At 59.0% G+C, this 18,990-nt stretch carries 15 protein-coding genes and 1 pseudogene; 5 read left to right on the forward strand and 11 right to left on the reverse strand.

All coding sequences use genetic code 11. The annotated features are described in order from the left end of the window. Nucleotides 1-186: 186 nt before the first annotated feature. Together QRN41_RS06645 and QRN41_RS06650 are read left to right on the forward strand one after the other, a co-directional pair. Complete coding sequence (locus QRN41_RS06645; protein ID WP_285421363.1) at nucleotides 187-3,171, forward strand: sensor histidine kinase; 2,985 nt, start codon at nucleotides 187-189, stop codon at nucleotides 3,169-3,171. Further along, nucleotides 3,168-3,797 carry a response regulator gene (locus tag QRN41_RS06650; RefSeq protein WP_034138291.1) on the forward strand — a complete coding sequence of 210 codons (630 nt, stop codon included), beginning with the start codon at nucleotides 3,168-3,170 and terminating at the stop codon, nucleotides 3,795-3,797. Before QRN41_RS06645 ends, QRN41_RS06650 begins: the two co-directional genes overlap by 4 nt. A gap of 12 nt (nucleotides 3,798-3,809) precedes the next feature. Here the strand turns inward: QRN41_RS06650 and QRN41_RS06655 are convergent, their stop codons facing one another. The 11 genes and pseudogenes from QRN41_RS06655 to QRN41_RS06705 form a co-directional block, all read right to left on the reverse strand. Next, the gene (locus QRN41_RS06655) at nucleotides 3,810-4,886 is read right to left on the reverse strand and encodes a protein-glutamate methylesterase/protein-glutamine glutaminase (protein ID WP_285421364.1); all 1,077 of its coding nucleotides are present in this window, start codon (nucleotides 4,884-4,886) and stop codon (nucleotides 3,810-3,812) included. Then, on the reverse strand, nucleotides 4,886-5,395 hold the full coding sequence (locus tag QRN41_RS06660) for a chemotaxis protein CheD (protein ID WP_034138293.1): 510 nt from the start codon (nucleotides 5,393-5,395) through the stop codon (nucleotides 4,886-4,888). Before QRN41_RS06660 ends, QRN41_RS06655 begins: the two co-directional genes overlap by 1 nt. Before the next feature lies 1 nt (nucleotide 5,396). Continuing rightward, nucleotides 5,397-6,200, reverse strand: a complete 804-nt coding sequence (locus tag QRN41_RS06665) for a CheR family methyltransferase (RefSeq protein ID WP_285421365.1) — start codon at nucleotides 6,198-6,200, stop codon at nucleotides 5,397-5,399. Continuing rightward, entirely contained in the window at nucleotides 6,197-6,721 is a 525-nt protein-coding gene (locus QRN41_RS06670) for a chemotaxis protein CheW (RefSeq protein ID WP_285421366.1), read from the reverse strand. The genes QRN41_RS06665 and QRN41_RS06670 overlap by 4 nt, the downstream gene beginning before the upstream one ends. A gap of 73 nt (nucleotides 6,722-6,794) precedes the next feature. Next, nucleotides 6,795-7,307: a chemotaxis protein CheW gene (locus tag QRN41_RS06675; protein ID WP_123479887.1), complete on the reverse strand. Its 513-nt coding sequence runs from the start codon at nucleotides 7,305-7,307 to the stop codon at nucleotides 6,795-6,797. A 3-nt stretch (nucleotides 7,308-7,310) separates the two neighbouring features. Then, entirely contained in the window at nucleotides 7,311-9,701 is a 2,391-nt protein-coding gene (locus QRN41_RS06680) for a methyl-accepting chemotaxis protein (RefSeq protein WP_285421367.1), read from the reverse strand. A 22-nt stretch (nucleotides 9,702-9,723) separates the two neighbouring features. Next, nucleotides 9,724-11,853: a chemotaxis protein CheA gene (locus QRN41_RS06685; protein WP_285421393.1), complete on the reverse strand. Its 2,130-nt coding sequence runs from the start codon at nucleotides 11,851-11,853 to the stop codon at nucleotides 9,724-9,726. A gap of 16 nt (nucleotides 11,854-11,869) precedes the next feature. Further along, complete coding sequence (locus QRN41_RS06690; protein ID WP_034138299.1) at nucleotides 11,870-12,187, reverse strand: STAS domain-containing protein; 318 nt, start codon at nucleotides 12,185-12,187, stop codon at nucleotides 11,870-11,872. Nucleotides 12,188-12,217: 30 nt separating this feature from the next. Further along, nucleotides 12,218-12,586, reverse strand: coding sequence for a response regulator (locus QRN41_RS06695; RefSeq protein WP_034138300.1), 369 nt, complete (start codon nucleotides 12,584-12,586; stop codon nucleotides 12,218-12,220). A 10-nt stretch (nucleotides 12,587-12,596) separates the two neighbouring features. Further along, nucleotides 12,597-13,199, reverse strand: a pseudogene (locus tag QRN41_RS26260) (methyl-accepting chemotaxis protein); the annotation flags it as partial. A gap of 827 nt (nucleotides 13,200-14,026) precedes the next feature. Beyond that, nucleotides 14,027-15,052 (reverse strand): LacI family DNA-binding transcriptional regulator, encoded by a 1,026-nt coding sequence (locus QRN41_RS06705; RefSeq protein ID WP_285421368.1) that lies wholly within the window; start codon nucleotides 15,050-15,052, stop codon nucleotides 14,027-14,029. Nucleotides 15,053-15,394: 342 nt separating this feature from the next. Between QRN41_RS06705 and QRN41_RS06710 the strand changes: the two genes are divergently transcribed. The 3 genes from QRN41_RS06710 to QRN41_RS06720 all read left to right on the forward strand — a co-directional run bounded on the left by QRN41_RS06710 (nucleotide 15,395) and on the right by QRN41_RS06720 (nucleotide 18,892). After that, entirely contained in the window at nucleotides 15,395-16,423 is a 1,029-nt protein-coding gene (locus tag QRN41_RS06710) for a Gfo/Idh/MocA family oxidoreductase (RefSeq protein ID WP_285421369.1), read from the forward strand. Continuing rightward, nucleotides 16,420-17,379 (forward strand): sugar phosphate isomerase/epimerase family protein, encoded by a 960-nt coding sequence (locus QRN41_RS06715; protein WP_123479890.1) that lies wholly within the window; start codon nucleotides 16,420-16,422, stop codon nucleotides 17,377-17,379. The genes QRN41_RS06710 and QRN41_RS06715 overlap by 4 nt, the downstream gene beginning before the upstream one ends. 94 nt (nucleotides 17,380-17,473) lie before the next feature. After that, entirely contained in the window at nucleotides 17,474-18,892 is a 1,419-nt protein-coding gene (locus QRN41_RS06720; protein ID WP_285421370.1) for a sugar porter family MFS transporter, read from the forward strand. Nucleotides 18,893-18,990: the final 98 nt, after the last annotated feature.

Here is an 18,990-nt window from a genome sequence, read left to right on the forward strand (position 1 = left end):
TGCTCTCTGTCCATATGGGACGCCCTTACTTTTGTGCGAGACCTGGCCCATCCGGTAGGGACACCCAGCCGCGATCAAAAGCCCGTGTGTAGCCTATGACCATAGTCGAACACTCGATTTTTGGGCTCACGACTTAAGCTATGCTCAAGACCGGATAACCGGAGGATGGGGCGAATGGATTCAGCCATGGCTATAGCGACACCGTCCACGCAGGATGCCGACGATGTGGGGGTCCTGCTGCTGGATGCCCAGGGGGCACTGCTCGTCATGGATGACTGCGCCAGCGGATTGCTGGGGCTCAGCGAGAGCGTCGCCGCCCTTTTGCCCGCGCCCGCGTTGTTTGCGCTCAAGCCGCAGGCGTTTGAACAACACCTGACCCATGCGCGGCTTGAAGGCCGCTGGTCTTTCCAGAGCACCTCGGCCAGTGGCGGCGCCCTAAGCGTGACCGTTGACTACAAAGCGCAGCAAGCCACGTACCTGCTGAAAATCCGTCGCGCCGAAAACATCCACCTTGCCGAACAGGATTATCGCCTGGCGTTCGATTCTGCCGGCACTGGCCTGGCCTTGTTGCGAATGAGCGGTGAATGGATCGCGGCCAATCGTATGCTGTGTCAGATGCTGGGCTACACCGAAGAAGAACTGCGCGCCACCTCTTTCCAGGGTTTGACCCATCCAGACGACGCCGATATCAATAAGGATGAATTGCACAGGCTCATCCAGGGGCACCTCACGAGCCTGACGCTGGAAAAACGCTATATCCGCAGAGACGGCAGCACACTGTGGGCACGCCTGACCGTGGGCATCGCCCGTAACGCCGATGGAGAAGCGCTTTACTTCGTATCGCAGCTGGAAGACATCAGTGAACATCTCGCCTTGCGCCAGGCATTGTTCATTAACGAACAGAAGTACCTCTCACTGGCCAAAAGCTCACAGAACATCATCCTTCGCTACAACCGGCTCGGACAACAGATCTATGCCAATCCGGAGCTTGAACGCGCCCGAGGTTTTCCCAACACTCACATTACCGAACGCGCATCGACGCCCAATCAGCTCGACGAGTACTTTCGCACACAGGTAGAACTCACCCTATCAACCGGCGTAGCAAACACGTTTCTGCTGGAAAACACAGACGCCCATTTACGTCGGCCCATGGATTTCCTGTGCAATCTGACCCCGGAGCGTGACGAAACAGGCGAGCTGTGCGGGGTGCTGGTCACCGCCCAGGATATCAGTGCGTTGCGCCGCCAGGAGCGCGCCGAGAATGCGCGCTCGGCGATTTTCCAGAAGATGGTTACCCATGACTCGCTCCAGGAGGTGCTGCCCCTGCTCGGTGCCTACCTGAACATTCTGACACCCGAGTTTCACAACGCCATGGCGTTCAAGGCTGTCCCTGGCGACGACGTCCCTGGCGCACCCCTTACGGATACGTCCTCGATTGCAACCTGCCTTGCCGAAGACCTCGTTCGACATCCGGAGCTGTTCGCACAGCATCGTTTGATCACCGATTTGAAAAGCCAGGCTTCAGACTTGGCTTTCAGCCGGCCCGCCTTGCAGGCCGGCTATCGAGGTTGTTGGGTTGAGCCGGTGACCCATAAGAACGGCGACACGATGGGCGTCATCCTCTTATTCGTCGGTAGTGACACCCCCCTGAGCGAGCAAGATCACAAACACGCACAAATGGCCAGTCATATCGCTGCCATCGCCTGGGAGCGCTGCTCGGCCCATAGCCACCTGGCGCAAAGCCAACGCCGTTATCGCGAAGTCTTCGATCATTCCCAAGACATGCTTTGCCTGCTGGCCGTGGATGCCGACCAGCAACTCAGTTGCCTGGAGGCCAATCCAAAACTGTGCGAAATGCTCGCCAAGAGTCACTCGCAGATGATCGGGCAATCGCTGGGCCATTGCCTGGAAAAAGGAGCCGCCAGTATCGTCGAGGCCATCTGCCTGCACTGTATTGCCGTGGGCGCCCCCATCGAACTGGATGCACATCTGCCCTGCGGCCGGCGCTCACTCGTAGTCCATTTCAACCTGGTTCCGGTCGCCGATTCCACGGGGCGCTTGCATCGCTTGGTGTGTATTGCTCGCGACATTACCGACATCCTGGAAGCCCAGCGCAACGAACTGGCCCGGCAGCAGGAAATCGGCACGCTGGTTGAAAACTCCCCGGATGGTATTGCACGGCTGAGTCGAACGGCAGAACTGCTGTTCGTCAATCCCGCCCTGGAAGCCTGGCTGGATCGCCCGCAAATCGACTTGCTGCGCAAGGACCTGCTCGAAATTCTGCCGAAAAACCTGCAAAGCCAGTTATTCCACGCCGCAGTCATCGAAGCGGTGGAAAAAGGCCGGCCGTTGGAACATGAATATGTGTTCAACGAGCAACATCGTTTGCAGCGCGTCTATCACATCAGCCTCGTTCCCGAACAGGACATCCACGGCAAGATCTCTACCGTTCTGGCAGTCGTTCGCGATATATCCCAACTGCGCCTGGCCGAGACGCGCCTGGCATCGCTCAACAAGCAGCTGCGCCAATTGATGTCCAGCCGAGAAAGTGCACGGGAAGAGGAACGCAAGCTCATTGCGCAGGAGATCCACGATGAACTCGGACAGCATCTGACCGCCATACGCATGGGCACTTCGCTGCTGCGTTTCCAGTACGGCGAGCAACTGCCCCAGCTCAGCGAACAAGTGGCGCGTCTACTGCAATTGATCGACCAAACGGTGCAGGTGGTCAGGAACATTTCCACCAGCCTGCGCCCTTCCATCCTTAACATGGGCATCGTCGCGTCGTTGGAATGGCTGACCGACACGTTCAAGCAGCAATGGGGCATCGACTGCAACCTGCAGGTGCCTGCGCAAAAAGTCAGCTTGGACGATGCCAGCGCAACCGCCGCATTTCGCATCGCCCAGGAGTCGCTGACCAATATTGCCAGACACGCCGAAGCCACTCGGGTCGATATCAGGTTTGAGCAAAGCGAGCATGACTGGTCACTGGAAATCACTGACAACGGCAAGGGCTTCGAGCAGCGTGAACAATCATCCAAGACCCTTGGCTTGCTGGGCATGCGCGAACGGGGGCTGACCTTGGGCGGAACCACCACGGTATGCAGCGCCCCGGGCAGCGGCACAAGTGTCCAATTACGTGTACCCGCTTCAAGGAGTCAAGACTCATGATCCGTTTAATGGTGGCCGACGATCACACAATCATGCGCGAAGGCCTCAAGCAGTTGTTCGCCCTGGTCAAGGATATTTCCGTGGTGGCGGAAGCGGAGAACGGGGCCCGGGTCCTGGAGTTGTTGCGCCATACCGATATCGATGTGCTCTTGCTTGACATGACCATGCCGGGTTCGAGTGGCGAGGACCTGATTGGCCGTATCCACGGCCATTACCCCAAACTGCCGATGCTTATCCTGAGCATGCACAATGAAGCCCACATCGCCCAGCGCGCCCTACGCGCCGGTGCCTCAGGCTACATGACCAAGGACCGCGACCCGGAAGCGCTGCTGGCGGCGATCCGCAAGGTCAGCACCGGCGCACGTTACCTCGACCCGCAACTGGCCGAACAAATCGCACTGCAAAGCAGCGGTGTGACGTCCGAGAACGCATCGCAGAGCCTGACCTCGCGTGAATTCCAGATTCTGCGCATGCTGGCCCAAGGGCTGAGCGTGAACCAGATCGCCGAGCAACTGGTGATCAGCAACAAAACCGTCAGCACACACAAGACTCGGCTGATGGAAAAGATGTGCTTTACCACCAGTACGGACCTGGTGCGGTACGCCTTGAATGAAGGGCTGGTCTAAAGACGCCGCGGCTCAGGGCTGATGGCCGCGAACGTCAAGGATGGCGCAAGCAATCTGCTCCAGGGGCAGCTCACGCTCGACCGCTCCCAGCTTGAACGCCTCGCGCGGCATTCCATACACCACGCAGGACTTTTCATTCTGCCCCAAGGTCCTGGCGCCGGCATCGCGCATTTCCTTGAGGCCACGGGCGCCGTCGTCCCCCATACCCGTCATGATGATGCCCAAGGCATTGCTGCCTGCGCTGCGCGCGACCGAACGGAACAGTACATCCACCGAGGGTCGATGTCGGCTGACAGGAGGCCCTTGCACAATATCCACCTGGTATTGGGCGCCAGTGCGCTTGACCAGCATATGCGTGCCACCCGGTGCGATCAGCGCACGCCCGGGAATGATGCGATCACCTTGAGCCGCCTCGCGAACCTCGATCTCGCAAACGTGATTGAGGCGTTCGGCGAAGGCGGCGGTAAATTTTTCCGGCATGTGCTGCACCACGACAATGCCTGGACATGCCCGCGACAACCCTTGTAGGACCTGTTCAAGAGCCAGGGTGCCGCCAGTGGAAGTGCCGATGGCAACGATGCTTTCAGTCGTGCGGGTCATCGCTACGCACGCAGGGGGCAGAATCGAGTCGGCACTCAACCGTGGCGGTACGTCGACAGGTGCCCTGGCGCCCGTTACACATCGCATATTGGCCTTCGCCGCCGCCCTGACGGCCTGGACCAGCTCATCCGCGTTATCAGTCAGGAACTGTCGCAGGCTGGACTGTGGCTTAGTGACGATACTGACTGCACCGGCCGCCAACGCCTGCAACGTGGTCTTGGCGCCCGTCTCTGTCAGCGTCGAACAAATCACCACCGGCGTAGGCTTTTGCGCCATCAGTTTTTTCAGGAAGGTAATGCCGTCCATGCGTGGCATCTCGACGTCCAGCACAATGACGTCAGGCCATTGTTTGCTCATCTTCTCCATGGCGTAAACCGGATCGACGGCAACGTCGATCACCTGGATTCCACTGGCCTGGTTCAGAACGGCGCTCAGCACCTGACGCACCACGGCGGAATCATCCACGATCAACACCTTGATATCCGTCATCAGACATTACTCTTGGGCGATTCGAATACTTTGCGTACCGAGTCGGCGTGATTGAGTTGAAGGCGTCCGGTGCTCACATCGAATAGCAAGTGGCGGTACCCCCGGCCACCGACGTGATAGACCCGGCATTGCAACCCATGGTCCTGGATCAGGCGCCTGGCCGCAGTGACGTTCTGTTGGCCAATCCCGATAGCGTCACCGCGCTTGACCCCGGGGAACATGTCAGCGCCGCCAAAAATACTCACCTCGAACTGCTCGGGCCGGGCTCCCGCCTGATGAATGCACTCGAACAACAACATCAACGCATCCGTAGCGTAACGACCGTTCAAATGCCCGACGATGTGGCGCCCCCGACTCGGCAACATGAAATGACACATGCCGCCCAACAAGCGTTGCGGATGCCAGAACACCAGGGCAACGCAGGACCCGAGCACCGTACCTAAGCGCATCTGGCGCCCTCCGAACGCCACCTCGCCGGGTTGCAGGAAATATTCGACCACCCGCGTCATCTCAAGCAGCCGGCTTGCGATAGATCGAGGGTTTCACCAACTGCACTTCATCGCTGATGCCATTCAGGCTTTCCGAATGGCTCACGATGAAATAGCCGCCTGGCTTCAGGTGTTTGCTCAGGCGCTTCACCACCTCGGATTTGGTCTGGTTGTCAAAGTAGATCATCACGTTACGCAGGAAGATCACGTCGAACTGCCCCACCGAAGGCAACGCATTATTCAAGTTGATCGAAGTGAAGGTGATCCGTGACGCCAACGCGCGGTCGACCATGAAAATACCATTGTGGCAGCCCACGCCCCTCAAGCAGTACTTGTTCAACAGCGCTTCGGGAATACCGCGGATACCGTCCAGTGGGTAGCGTCCGCCTTGGGCCTTTTCCAACACCCGGCTACTGATATCGGAAGCGAGGATTTCCCATGGCCGGGTGCCCAGGCTGTCGGCCAGCACCATGGCCAGGGTGTAGGGTTCTTCTCCGGTGGAGCAGGCCCCACTCCAAATGCGCACCGGACCATTACCGCCAAGCCCGGGAAGAATCACGTCGCGCAGAAACTCGAAATGCCTGGGTTCGCGGAAAAAGTAGGTTTCGTTGGTGGTCAACAAGTCCACCGCTATTTGCAGCTCGGCCCGATCCTTCATCAGCAAACGGTAATAGCTGCCGTAGGTGGTCAAGTTGAAAAACTGCAAACGCTTGGCCAGGCGGCCACTGACCAGCTGTTTCTTGGCGACGGATAAGCTGATCCCGGCGATTTCATGAATCATTGACCGAAACTGCTGAAACTCGGTGTCGGAGAGGATGGTATTCATGCTTGCAACCCGTCCATATTGATGGTCGAAGCAAGCAGCGCTGGCCAGTCGTCGCTTGCGAGCATGTATTCGATATCGAGTAACAAGACGAAGCGATCACTGAGCTTGCCAATCCCCACCACGAATTCGGGGCTCAGACGCCCCTGGAGTGACGGGGCCGGCTCGATCTGCTCGGCGGGTATCTCAAGTACCTCACTGACGGCATCCACGATGATGCCCACCAGACCTGTGCCGCCGCTGCCGTGGACCTCCAGCATAACGATACAGGTACGTGGGTTGGCCAAAGTCTGGGCGCCGCCAAAACACAACCCCAGATCCAGCACCGGAATGGCCGCACCGCGCAGATTGATGATGCCGCGCACCTTCGGCGGCGCCATTGGCAATGGGGTAATCGGGCCGTATTCGACAATCTCCCGAACGCACAGGGTGCCTACCGCAAACATTTCCTGACCCACGCTGAAGGTCAAGTATTGTGGGGCGGCCGTTCCTGGGGCGGGCAAGCGCGACGCGGATATGGACATGGTTCACTCCTCGGGCCCCACCGCATCCGGCGGCCCTTCACAAGACAACGTACGCACCCCGGGGCGCGACGACTCAATGCAACTGGCTGGCGATCTCACGAACACACAGCACCTGGTCGAGCTGAAGCACAGTCAGGAACGCCCCTCGGATCTTGACCATCCCTCGAATGAAGTCTTCACGGATCCGGTTTCCGATCGCTGGGGCGGCCTTGATGTCGGCCAGCTCGATTTCGATCACCTCGCTCACCGAGTCGACGACGATGCCCAGCACGTGGGATTCGTCTTCCTGGATCAGTTCCAGGATAACGACGCAGGTCCTGTTACTTTGCAGCGTGGCACCCTTGCCAAAGCGCGCCTGCAGATCGATCACCGGGACCACCGAACCACGCAGGTTGATCACCCCGCGGATAAAGTCCGGCATCATCGGTACGCTGGTCACCTGGCCGTATTCGATGATCTCGCGCACACACAAGGTATCGATTGCATAGACCTCCCGGGCGGACACGAACGTCAGAAACTGCAGGAATTGGCCGTCACACGCACGCTGCGGCGCCTGCTCGGGATGACTCAAGACGGCGGCGTCCATGTCTCAACTCCCGAAGCGAATAAAACCGCCTTCCTGAGCATGCTCACTGCTTTGCACGCTGCCCAGACTGGATGCGGCGGCCCGGGGTACGGCAGAAACCGCCGCCCGCCCCTGGAGGGTGAAAAAGCCCATCAACGCCTGCAATTGTTCGGCCTGGCTGCTCATTTCTTCGGCGGTAGCGGCCAGCTCTTCAGACGCCGAGGCGTTTTGCTGGGTGATCTGGCTCATCTGCGACATGGCGGTATTGATCTGCTCGGAGCCGATGGACTGCTCTTCGGATGCAGCGGCAATCTCCTGGACCAAATCGGAAGTCTTGGTGATCGAGGGCACGATTTCATCCAACAAGTTGCCGGCCCGTTCAGCCAAGGCAACACTGCTTTTGGCCACATGCCCGATTTCCTGCGCCGCGACCTGGCTACGTTCGGCGAGTTTGCGCACCTCAGCGGCGACGACCGCGAAGCCCTTGCCATGTTCACCGGCACGGGCCGCTTCGATGGCCGCGTTGAGCGCCAGCAGGTTCGTCTGATAGGCAATTGAGTCGACGATGCCAATTTTCTCCGCGATGGTTTTCATGGCCGAGACGGTATCCTTCACGGCCTGCCCACCCTCACAGGCTTCTTTGCTCGCCTTGCCGGCCATGCCATCGGTCACCTTGGCGTTCTCGGTGTTTTGCGAAATCGACGCCGACATTTGCTCCATGGACGCCGAGGTTTCTTCAACCGACGTCGCCTGAATCGAAGCCGACTGACTGATGCTCTGGGCCGTGGCGGAAATCTCTTCCGAGGCGCTGGACAGCGAGTCGGCAGAACTGCGCACCTCGCCGATGATCTGCGAGAGCTTGGTCACCGTTTCGTTGACTGCGTTCTTCAGGTCTTGCAGGCTGCCTTGGTAGTCGCCTTTGACGCTGCGGGTCAGGTCACCACCGGACAGGGCCACCATGACGTCCATCGCCTCGCTGAGCGGCGCCACGATCGAGTCCAGCGTGCTATTGATCCCTGCGACGATGCGGCGGAAGTCCCCTTGATGGCGAGTACTGTCCGCACGGGTATCGAGGCGACCGACCACGGCATTCTCGCTGAGCATTTGGGTGTCTTCGATCAGCGCCTGGATGTTGCGGCGCAGTTGCTCGATGTTGTCGTTGATAAAGGCTTTTTTGCCGGGGAACTGGGCCAGGGGCGCCGACAGGTCGCCTTCACCGAAAGAACGTATGCACGCCATGGCCTGCTTTTTCACGCTGATGTGGCCATCGACCATGTCGTTGATGCCTTGGGCGATCTGACGGTACGAGCCGTGGAATCGCTGCACGTCGATATGCACATCGATGTCGCCTTTCTCATGCTCGTCCGACATGTGACGCATCTCTTCGATCAACGCCATGATGGTGCTGCGAAGCTGCTCGACGGTGTCGTTTATGAAAGCCTTCTTGCCAGGGAACGCCTGCAGCGGCGCTTGCAGATCGCCCTCGCTGATCGATTTGATGCAGGCCATGGCTTGCTTCTTGACGCTTATATGCCCATTGACCATAGCGTTGATGCCTTGGGCCATCAGCCCATAGCTGCCAGCGAAGTTTGCCGCATTGATTTGCACGTCGATGTCGCCTTTGTCGTGCTCTGCGGACATATGGTTCATATCGCTGATCAACTGATTCAAGGTCCCGCTCAGGCGGTCCATGGAACCCATCAGTCCGGATCGCTCAACACCATTGCCGCTGCCTTGCACATCCAGCTGACCAGCCACGAAGCGCTCGGCCAACAGGCGCACATCGTCGGGCTCGCCGCCCAAAGTGTGCAACAGCCGGCGTGCCAGGAAGAAACCGATCAAGCCGATCACCACCAAAGTGGTGCCGCCAACCAAGGCAATGCTGTAGATCGCCGTCTGTTCGGTCGACGCCGCGACCGCTGCTTTTTTACTTCCCAGGTCCAGGTTGTACTGGCGAATATCACTCAAGGCCGAGGTGACCTTTTCCCGTGCCACGTCCAGGTCGAGCAGCGCAGTGCGGGCCTCAGGCGCAGCACTGCGCAGAGCATTGTCGAAACGCTCCACCCCCCGGTTGTATTCGTTGACTGTGCTGCGCAAGGCGCTGAGCAGCGTTGCATCACGATCGTCGGAGATGAACTCTTTCTGGTAGAGATCAAGGGCCTGGAGCACCGAGTCCTTGTCATTTTGCTGGGGGCTACCGGCAGGCGCGGACAGGCTCTGCCATTGCCGGCTGTGGTTATCTGCAAGGGTCAGGGCCACCTGATCCAGCAATTGCAGGCTGGGCACGGTATTGAATTGCGCATAGCTGGCGGCGCTCCTGACCCCACCCATCAGATAAAGACTGAGACTGACCAGGATCAAGATCCCCAACAGAGCTGAGGCGACCAGCAGCGAGATATTTTTTTTGACGGTCATGATGCTGTACTCCGTGGAAAAACTATTGAGTCAATTCAGGGCTGAGAGTCGTACCGTGCTTCTGCTGGCTGGCGACTTGCCCGAGTAGTTTGGGTATATCCAGGATCAACGCGACTGCTCCGTTCCCCAGGATGGTGAAGCCGCCCAGTCCATGGGCTGTACCGAAAATCTTGCCCAGCGGCTTGATCACCGTCTGGAACTCACCCAGCAATTGGTCGACGACCAGGCCCACCCGCATCCCCGCGTAATGCACCACCACGACGTTCTCACGGCCAGGGTTAGCCCCATCGATGGCGAACATTTCGCGCAGGCGCAGAACGGGAAGCACCGCACCCCGCAGGTCGAGGAATTCTTGATTGCCGTAGTCGTCGCTCGACAGTTCGATGCACTCCTCGACCAGGTCCAGCGGCACGACATAGGAGGCATTGCCGACCCCGATCAAAAAGCCATCGATGATGGCCAGCGTCAGCGGCAGGCGGATACGCACCGTGGTGCCCACGCCCTCCTCGCTTTCCAGGCTGACCGAGCCTCGCAGGGCGACGATGTTCCGTTTGACGACATCCATCCCCACGCCGCGCCCGGACAGGTTGCTGACCTGGTCGGCGGTGGAGAAGCCGGGTTCGAAAATCAGGTTGAGAATCTCGCCGTCAGCCAACGGTTGCCCTTCGGCTACCAGGCCGCGCTCTATCGCCTTGGCCAGGATGCGTTGCTTGTTCAGGCCTCCACCGTCGTCGCTGACTTCAATAACGATGCTATTGGCCTCGTGATAGGCATTGAGGCGAACCGTGCCCTGCTCCGGCTTGCCGCGTTCACGACGCAGGTGGGAGGCTTCGATGCCGTGGTCCATGGCGTTGCGCACCAGGTGGGTCAGGGGATCGCCGATGCGCTCGACCACCGTCTTGTCCAGCTCGGTCTCAGCGCCAAGGACCTGCAGGGCAATGTCCTTGCCCAGTTCTTTGGAGACATCGCGCACCACCCGCTGGAAGCGATTGAACGTGCCACCGATCTGCACCATTCGCAGGGTCAGGGCGCAGTCGCGCACCTCCTCGACAAGACGCGAGAGCGAACTTGTCGCTTCGATCAGCTCGCCGATGCCGCTTTGGATGGCCCCCAGATTGGCGCCGGCGCCGGCAATGATCAGTTCGCCCACCAGGTTGATCAGTTGATCCAGCTTGCCGGCATCGACACGAATCAGATTGCCTTCGGCCGAACGCGGCTCTTTCGCCCCACGGTTTCTGGTCACGTCATCGCGAGCCGCCAGGTCCGGCATCACGGGGGGCGCTGCAACGGTCGTCGGCGCGCCAGAAGACGAACCGGCCAGCCATTGCTCACGAGTCACCGAACCACACGCAATAAAGGCCTCGACCATGGCATCGGGCTCGGCTTCGAGACGGCCGATCAACGCCCGTAGACCGGTTAAGTCGCCGTCGCACGGCAGCACGCAGATCTGGCTGCCCTCGCGAACAAAGTCGAAGGCCCCTTCAATGGTGGCCTGGCCGGCGTCACTGACAAACCCCAGTTCAAACCCCAGGTAACAGGTTTCCGGATCCATCGCCGCGATATTCGGCAGCCCCTCGGTAATGCACACGACGGCACTGATTTTCCCGAAACTGTTGAGGTAGCGCAGCAACGACAGCGGATCCATACCGTTACGCAAAGCGTCGGGACACAGGCGAAGGGACAGATGCCAACGCGTAGCGCAAGCCGATTGCGGCGGTTCGAGCGGCATTGGGGCTGGCTGCGATTCGTGACGGTTGTCCAGGTAACGGTTGAGACGCTCGACCAACGCCGCGCCCTGCTGCTCGTGCTCTGCGGTCATGCCGTGCAGGTCACCGTGGCTGGCAAGCAACTCAATAAGCGTGCACAAGTGGTCCCGAACTTCGAGGAACAAGGCACTCAGCGATTCGTCCACCCGCAGTTCATTGCCGCGCACCCGATCCAGGACGCTTTCCGCCACATGGGTAAAGGCAACGATCGGCGTTAAGCCAAACAGGCCGGCAGAACCTTTGATGGTGTGGGCGACGCGAAACAACGCGTTGATGGTGTCGGTATCATCCGGCGCCTGTTCGATCTGCAGCAGCGCGTCTTCCATCAAGAGCAATAGCTCCTGGCTTTCGGCGATGAACGTCTGTAGCACGTCGTCCAGATTCATGGGCGAACTCATGGTTTCAACCTCTCTGGTGACGAGGCGTGGCCGACTCGTCGAATAAGCTGTACAGCCCGCTCATGTCCAGTGCATCGAGTACCGCCGTGCTGGGGTTGCTAAGCAGCAGGCTGGAACCGTGGCGCAGTGACGCCTGCTTGATCAGTACCAACAGCTGGAGCCCGGCGGTGTCGATTTCGTCCACCCCACCCAGATCCAGTTCCACTTCCTGCGCCAAGGGAAACAGCTCCAGCAACAGGTCTTTACGCTCAGCGGCGGTGTAAATGGTCAGCGGCCCTTCGAGAACCAGAATCCGACGCAGACAAGCCGTGGTATTTGTCATGACAACCTCCTTTCCAGGGGCTCTGGGCGCCTAAGGCATGATCAGTTTGGAGACGGCACCGAGCATCTGGGCCGGCTGGAAGGGCTTGATAATCCAAGCCTTGGCACCGACGGCTTGGCCCTGTTGTTTCATGGCCTCCCCGGTTTCGGTGGTCAGCATGATCACGGGCGTGAACTTGTAGGGCGCCAGCAGTTTGGCGGCTTTGATAAAACTCAGGCCGTCCATGTTGGGCATGTTCACGTCACTGACAATCAGGTGGATCTTGCGACCGTCAAGCTTGGTTAGGGCATCGCGGCCGTCGACACCTTCGATGACCTCGTATCCGGCGCCCTTCAAGGTGATGCTCACCACTTGGCGAATGGAGGCAGAGTCATCGACAATCAGGATGGTTTTGCTCATGGGAAACTCCCTAGAAAAAAGTGATCTCGGATGAGGGACTGCTCGCCACAGGCTTGCCGTGATGAATCGCGTGCTGTTCAGGCATCGTGTAGGTGCTTGCCAATTGCTCAAGCCAGGTATCGGCGATGATCGGCGCAGGCGCAGCGCCGGCGAGGGCCAGTTGCTGGCGTTCGGCGATATGCGCATGCAGCTTGCAAAGATCGTTGTTGACCAGGGAAAGCATCTGGCCCACCCGATCCTGGAACTGCAGGGCAACCAGTACCCCCGAGATCTCGGTGGCAACGTTTTCGCTTTGCTGCTGAAGACTGCTGCTGGTGTCGACGATGGCCTGGGCGTTATGCCGGAAGTGCTCGATCACCTGGGACACCAGGTGCTCTGACTGAGCCAAGGTGTGGGAATCCTGCTGCGCCTGATGCCGGGAAAGCTCGACGGTGCGGGAGATGGCAGCATTGACGGTGTTCACCGTTTCGCTGATTTTCTGCCCCGTCTCCCCGGACAAACTGGACAGCTTGCGCACTTCATCCGCCACCACCGCGAAGCCGCGTCCGGCATCCCCCGCCCGCGCGGCTTCAATAGCGGCGTTGAGCGCCAGCAAATTGGTCTGTTGGGCAATATCACCGACAAAGTTGGCCATTTCCTGCAACTGCGAAGTGAAATCAGAGAGGAGCAAGATCTCCTTGAGCTCCGACTCCTTGCGCAAAAGCGCATCGCGCAGCGCAACCATGATTGAATCCAGGTCCCGCTGACCCACTTCCAGGATTTCCAGCAACCGCGTGCCCGAATTCTGGCCTGCGCCGTGGGAAGCGGACGCACTGATGTCCCCCGACAACGTCGCAAAGCGGTTGCTCAGCTTGAGGATCGACTCCTCGCTGAGGATGCGCGCCGCGTCGATCTGGTGACTCCAGATGGGCAGGACCTGCGCGCACACCTCGCCCAGCCCTTCATAGGCTGAAATGGCCGGCGGCAGGTGACCTGGCTGATCGTCTTGCCGGGCGTGGGAACGGCTGCCCACTAGACGCTTGTTCCACAGGCCCATGAACAGCGAGCCCAACAGAACAACAGCGCAACTGACCGCACTGCGTAGGGTGAAGTCCGCGTTGATCACAATCGCGGCGCAACCGAGCACTCCGGTCAAACCTGCCGGCAGCAGCATCAAGATCAGGGGGGAGGAAATTACCTGTCCTTTCACCTTCATCTCTCCAGTTCAGTGCGGATCCGGCGGGACCCGGCGCGCGACATCCGCCCTTGGGATGCCCGTTTTTGTTGATCTGAAGAGATGATGGCTAAGTAATGGCGACGGAACTATCAGAGCATCCTGATTTACACCTAAGGATTGCAGTTACACAGTAGGAAAATCCCTACGCGCCCCACAGGACCCGAGCTGGCTGCTGTTCGATCTAATGGGACGTTCGACGGCGCGGCCGAAGGCTAACAGCGCACTCAAGGACCACAGTTATATCGAGTGTGAATCAAGATTTGTGTCGAAGGTGGCGTTGTCGCCGCGCCTTCAATCGCGCCGCGTATCCAACGCACCGCGGCGGCCGTCTCGCCGACGAAATCATGGGAGATCACGTAATCCATGATGCCGGCCTCCAGCAGTGCTCGCGTATGAACCGTAAGCTCATGACCGACGAAAAAAGGCCGATCCTCAGTCGCAAGCGTCTCTATCGCCTGAGCAACGCCTCGGTTGGCGCCGGCCACGTTGTAGATGGCTGCCGGGTGGTCATGCTTGGAAAAATAACGCTTCAATTGTTCAGTGGTGGTCTGAGGGCGATCGTCGGACATCACTCGTTCGTCGATTTTCAGATACGGAAACTCGGAGCGCAGCACCCTACGAAACCCCATCTCTCGCTCTTGCTGGCAGCGAAACGGCACGCTGGTCACCAGCAGGATCTTCGCCGGTTCTTTAGGTAGTGCGTTGCCTATCAGCAACCCGGCGACACTGCCCGCGGCGTATTGATCATTCCCCACGTAAGCACTGCGCCCGGAGTTAGGAAGATCGGTGGTCAGGCACACAACGGGAATACCGAGGCTGCGCAGTTTGCGGATCGCTCGGTTGATCGCCGGATGCTCGCGCGATACGACGATCACACCATCGGCCGAGACGCCCTCGGCCTGAACCTGATCCGCAAAAGAGGCGGGATCGACCTGGTTAGTCGGCACATAGTAGCCATGCACGACGACGCCAGGGGTCGAAGCATTCACCAGCGTCTCGGCGTCGGCCAACGTAGCATTGAAGGTTTCGCCGGAGTCGCAAAATAGCTTGATCTGCAACGTTGCCATGCCGTCAGCCAGATCTTTCTTCAGCTTATCCAGCGCCGCCAGCACTTTCAGACGGGTGTTTTCCCGTACGCCGGGGCGGTTGTTCAGTACACGATCGACGGTCGCTGCCCCAACCCTGGCCACCTTGGCGACCTGTTGAACCGTGGGGCCCTTCCATAAGCGCGCCGAAGTTTGTGTGGTCATCTATAGCCCGCCCTCTTTTGATGTTTTTTACACCATATCACCGCCCTGGCCAGTGTGTTCAAGCGCAAGTACGGCTATCAACGCATTTTCGAATTTGAGGTGATTCACATCATAAAGCGCCTTTGGTGCTCCTTGATGATTGCTTTTGCGGTGCTAATAATCGCGGCATAACAAACACAACAAACCGTCAGGATCGCCCCCATGAATAACTCGCCTCATCGGTTGGTTTCGACCGCCACGGCTGCGCCGCTTTTGCCCCACCGTCCATCTCCTTTCCCAATCAACCCATGCGCGTGTTCGACGCTGCGTTGATGACTGTCGCCCATTGATAGGTAGTTGAATATGAGCATACGAATCGCCGTTATCGGCGCCGGAATTATGGGGGAAGACCACGCCCGCACCATCGCCCAAGACCTCCCGGGCGCCACTTTGCATGTGGTGTGCGATGCGTCGCCAGAACGAGCCAAGCTGATAGCTGACCGCTACGGCGCCGCGGACGTATCCACTGATCCGCTGTTCACGCTTTCTAGGTCCGATGTCGATGCAATTATCATCGCCAGCCCGGACGAAACCCATGCGGGCCTGACCATGGCAGCCATCGAGGCCGGGAAACCGGCACTGTGTGAAAAGCCGCTGTCTCAAAGCCCGGACCAGTGCCTGGCCGTGATCGACAGAGAGATGTCTCAGGGTCGCCACTTCGTGCAGCTGGGCTTCATGCGCCGGTTTGATCCTTCGTACAGGGAAATGAAAAATGCCTTGAGCGACGGCGTGATAGGTCGGGCGGTGATGATGCACAACTTCCACCGCAACGTAGAAGCCCCCGCCAACTTCAGCGGGCAAATGGCGATCAGTAACTCCGCGCCACATGAATTCGATGTGGCGCGTCACGTGCTCGACACCGAATACGTGGCTATTTCAGTGTTCCAACCCGCCCACACGTCCAAGGACGGCGTCGGTGCTCCGGTATTCATGGTGCTGGAAACCCGTGAAGGCCAACTGGTGAACATCGAAATCAATAACAACGCCCATTATGGGTACGACGTACGTGGCGAGCTGGTAGGCGAGCAAGGTTCCGTGCAACTGGCCACACCGGTACATGCTCGCTTCAACACTCGTCTTCAGGGTTTTGAAAAGTATGCCGCCGATTGGCGGCCGCGTTTCGCCGACGCCTATCGCCTGCAAAACAAAGCATTCGTGGAATTTATCAATACAGGCATCTTCCCTGCCTTTGCCGCGAATGCCTGGGATGGCTATTGCGCAGCCGTGGTCGCCCAAGCCGGCATTGAGGCACTCAATCAGCGGCGCCGCGTGGTTTTGCCCACGCTGCAAGCCCCCCCCTTCTATCAGCCGCACGAGGGCGCTACATCATGAAACTGGGATTCGTCACCGATAGCCTGGGTAACCTGCCACTGCGCGAGATGCTCAAGCAGGCTGAACGCCTGGAAGTATCGGGCCTGGAAATCAACACCGGCGGATGGTCGACCGCGCCACACTTTAACCTTGCACAGATGCTCGCCAGTGCCGACGACCGCAAGGCACTCAAACGCAGCTTCCAGGAGCACAACCTGGAAATCATTTCCCTCAACGCCAACGGCAACCCTCTGCACCCCACGCAGCCTGAACAAGGCCAATGCCTGCGGGACACCCTACGCGTCGCCGGGGAACTGGGCGTCAAGACTGTCTGCACCATGTCTGGATTACCGGAAGGTCGGGCCGGCGACAGCATGCCGAACTGGGTGGTTGCCTCATGGCCTCCGGAAACCCAGACAATGCTGCGCTACCAATGGGAAGAACGCCTGCTGCCCTTCTGGAGCGAGATGGCCGACCTGGCCAAGGAAAATGGTGTGGAGCGTATCGCTCTGGAATTGCACGGTAACCAGTGCGTCTACAACGTCCGTTCGCTGCTGAAGCTGCGCAACGCAATCGGGCCGGTGCTAGGCGCCAACCTGGACCCTTCTCACCTGTTCTGGATGGGCGCTGATCCGCTGGTAGCCGCCGAGGCACTGGGCGACGCCATCTACCATGTGCATGCCAAAGATACCTTGCTTAATACGCCGGTCCAGGCCGTGGACTCACTTTTGGAAAATGGCTCATTGATGGATATCTCATCCCGTAGCTGGTCCTACATCACGCTCGGGTTCGGCCACGGCGAGCAATGGTGGAGGCAGTTCTGCTATCGCCTGAAAATGGCTGGCTACGATGGCTGGCTATCGATCGAGCATGAGGACGTTTTGCTCAACAGCCTCGAGGGTTTGGAAAAGTCCGTAAGACTGCTCAAAAGTGTCATGCCAGTTGCCGCCAGCGACTTCAAACCCCAGTCCATCTGAATCGCAGCGCGAGAAAACCCATGTAATTCCCTATTCGATCGCTCACCGCAACGGCGAGTGAGCACCCCAATGAGTTTCAGTCAGGAATATCACAATGACAATTAATTCCTACGGAAATACGGCGGACACTTCAGTCGCCTATGCAAGCCCTCAAAAACGCCAGGCACAGCGTTACCTGCAAAAAGTGACATGGATCGCCACGTTTGGCGGCCTGCTGTTCGGCTTCGATACCGGCGTCATCAATGGCGCCCTGCTCTACATGAAAGATGACCTGGGGCTGACGCCTTTTACCGAAGGCTTGGTCGCCAGTGCCTTGTTGATCGGCGCCATGCTGGGGGCGCTGTGCAGCGGTCGCTTATCGGACCTCAAGGGCCGGCGCCGTATCATTTTGTTCCTCGCCGTGCTGTTTTTTCTTGGCGCATTGGCGTGTGCCCTGGCGCCCACGCTCAATTTCATGGTGGCCGCCCGCTTTACCCTGGGGTTAGCGGTGGGCGGCGCATCGGTGGTGGTGCCGGCATACCTCGCAGAGATGGCTCCGTCCAGCATTCGCGGGCGCATCATTACCCGTAACGAATTGATGATCGTCACCGGGCAATTCCTGGCTTTCACCACCAACGCCACCCTGGGCAATGTGTTCGGCGATCTCGATGGTGTTTGGCGCTGGATGCTTGCCTTGGCCACGCTGCCAGCCGTAGCACTCTGGTTGGGAATGCTCTACATGCCCGAAAGCCCGCGCTGGCTGGCAACCAAAGGCCGCTTCAGAGAGGGCCTGGAAGTCCTGAAACTGGTACGGGAAGAGTACTATGCCAAGGCTGAAATGGAGGCCATCACCCAGCAGATCAGCAACGAACGATTCATCAAGAAAGGTGGCTGGCGCGACCTGTCACAGAAAGGCGCGCGACGCATATTTTTGATTGGCATCGGTATTGCGGTGACATCGCAACTGACCGGCGTCAATTCGATCATGTACTTCGGCACCCAGATCCTTACGGAAGCCGGCCTGGAACAGCGGAGTGCACTGATCGCCAACGTCGTAAACGGCATCATCTCGATTGGCGCAACGTTCGTGGGCATTGCTCTGCTGGACCGCGTGGGCCGTCGCCCCATGATGCTGCTCGGTTTCACCGGCACCACATTGTCTTTACTGTTGATTGGCCTGGTTTCAGTTTTTGTCGACCCCTCCGTGACCCGCGCCATGCTTATCCTCGCAGCCATGGCGATGTTCCTGGCCTGCATGCAAGGGCTGATCGGGCCTGCCTTTTGGGTACTTTTGGCAGAGATTTTCCCCATGCGCATCCGCGGCGGATGTATGGGTATGGCGATCGCTGCGTTCTGGTTGACCAACGTGATGATAGGCATGTTCTTTCCATCTCTGGTGGCAACGCTCGGGATCGGCCAGACCTTCTTTGTGTTCGTGGGCGCAGGGCTGCTGTCCCTGACCTTCGTCGCGGTATGGGTCCCGGAGACACGCGGCAGCACGCTCGAAGAGATTGAGCAGCGGTTGTATGGCTAGCCGGGGATGGCGCGGACCTGTTGGAAGTCGATCTGCGCCTCATGAAGGCCCTTGTAAGCCTGGCGCAGATAAACCCGGCGATGTTCAGTGCTGCCTGT

The sequence above is a fragment of the Pseudomonas sp. efr-133-TYG-23 genome (assembly GCF_030209215.1).
Taxonomy (GTDB): domain Bacteria; phylum Pseudomonadota; class Gammaproteobacteria; order Pseudomonadales; family Pseudomonadaceae; genus Aquipseudomonas; species Aquipseudomonas rhodesiae.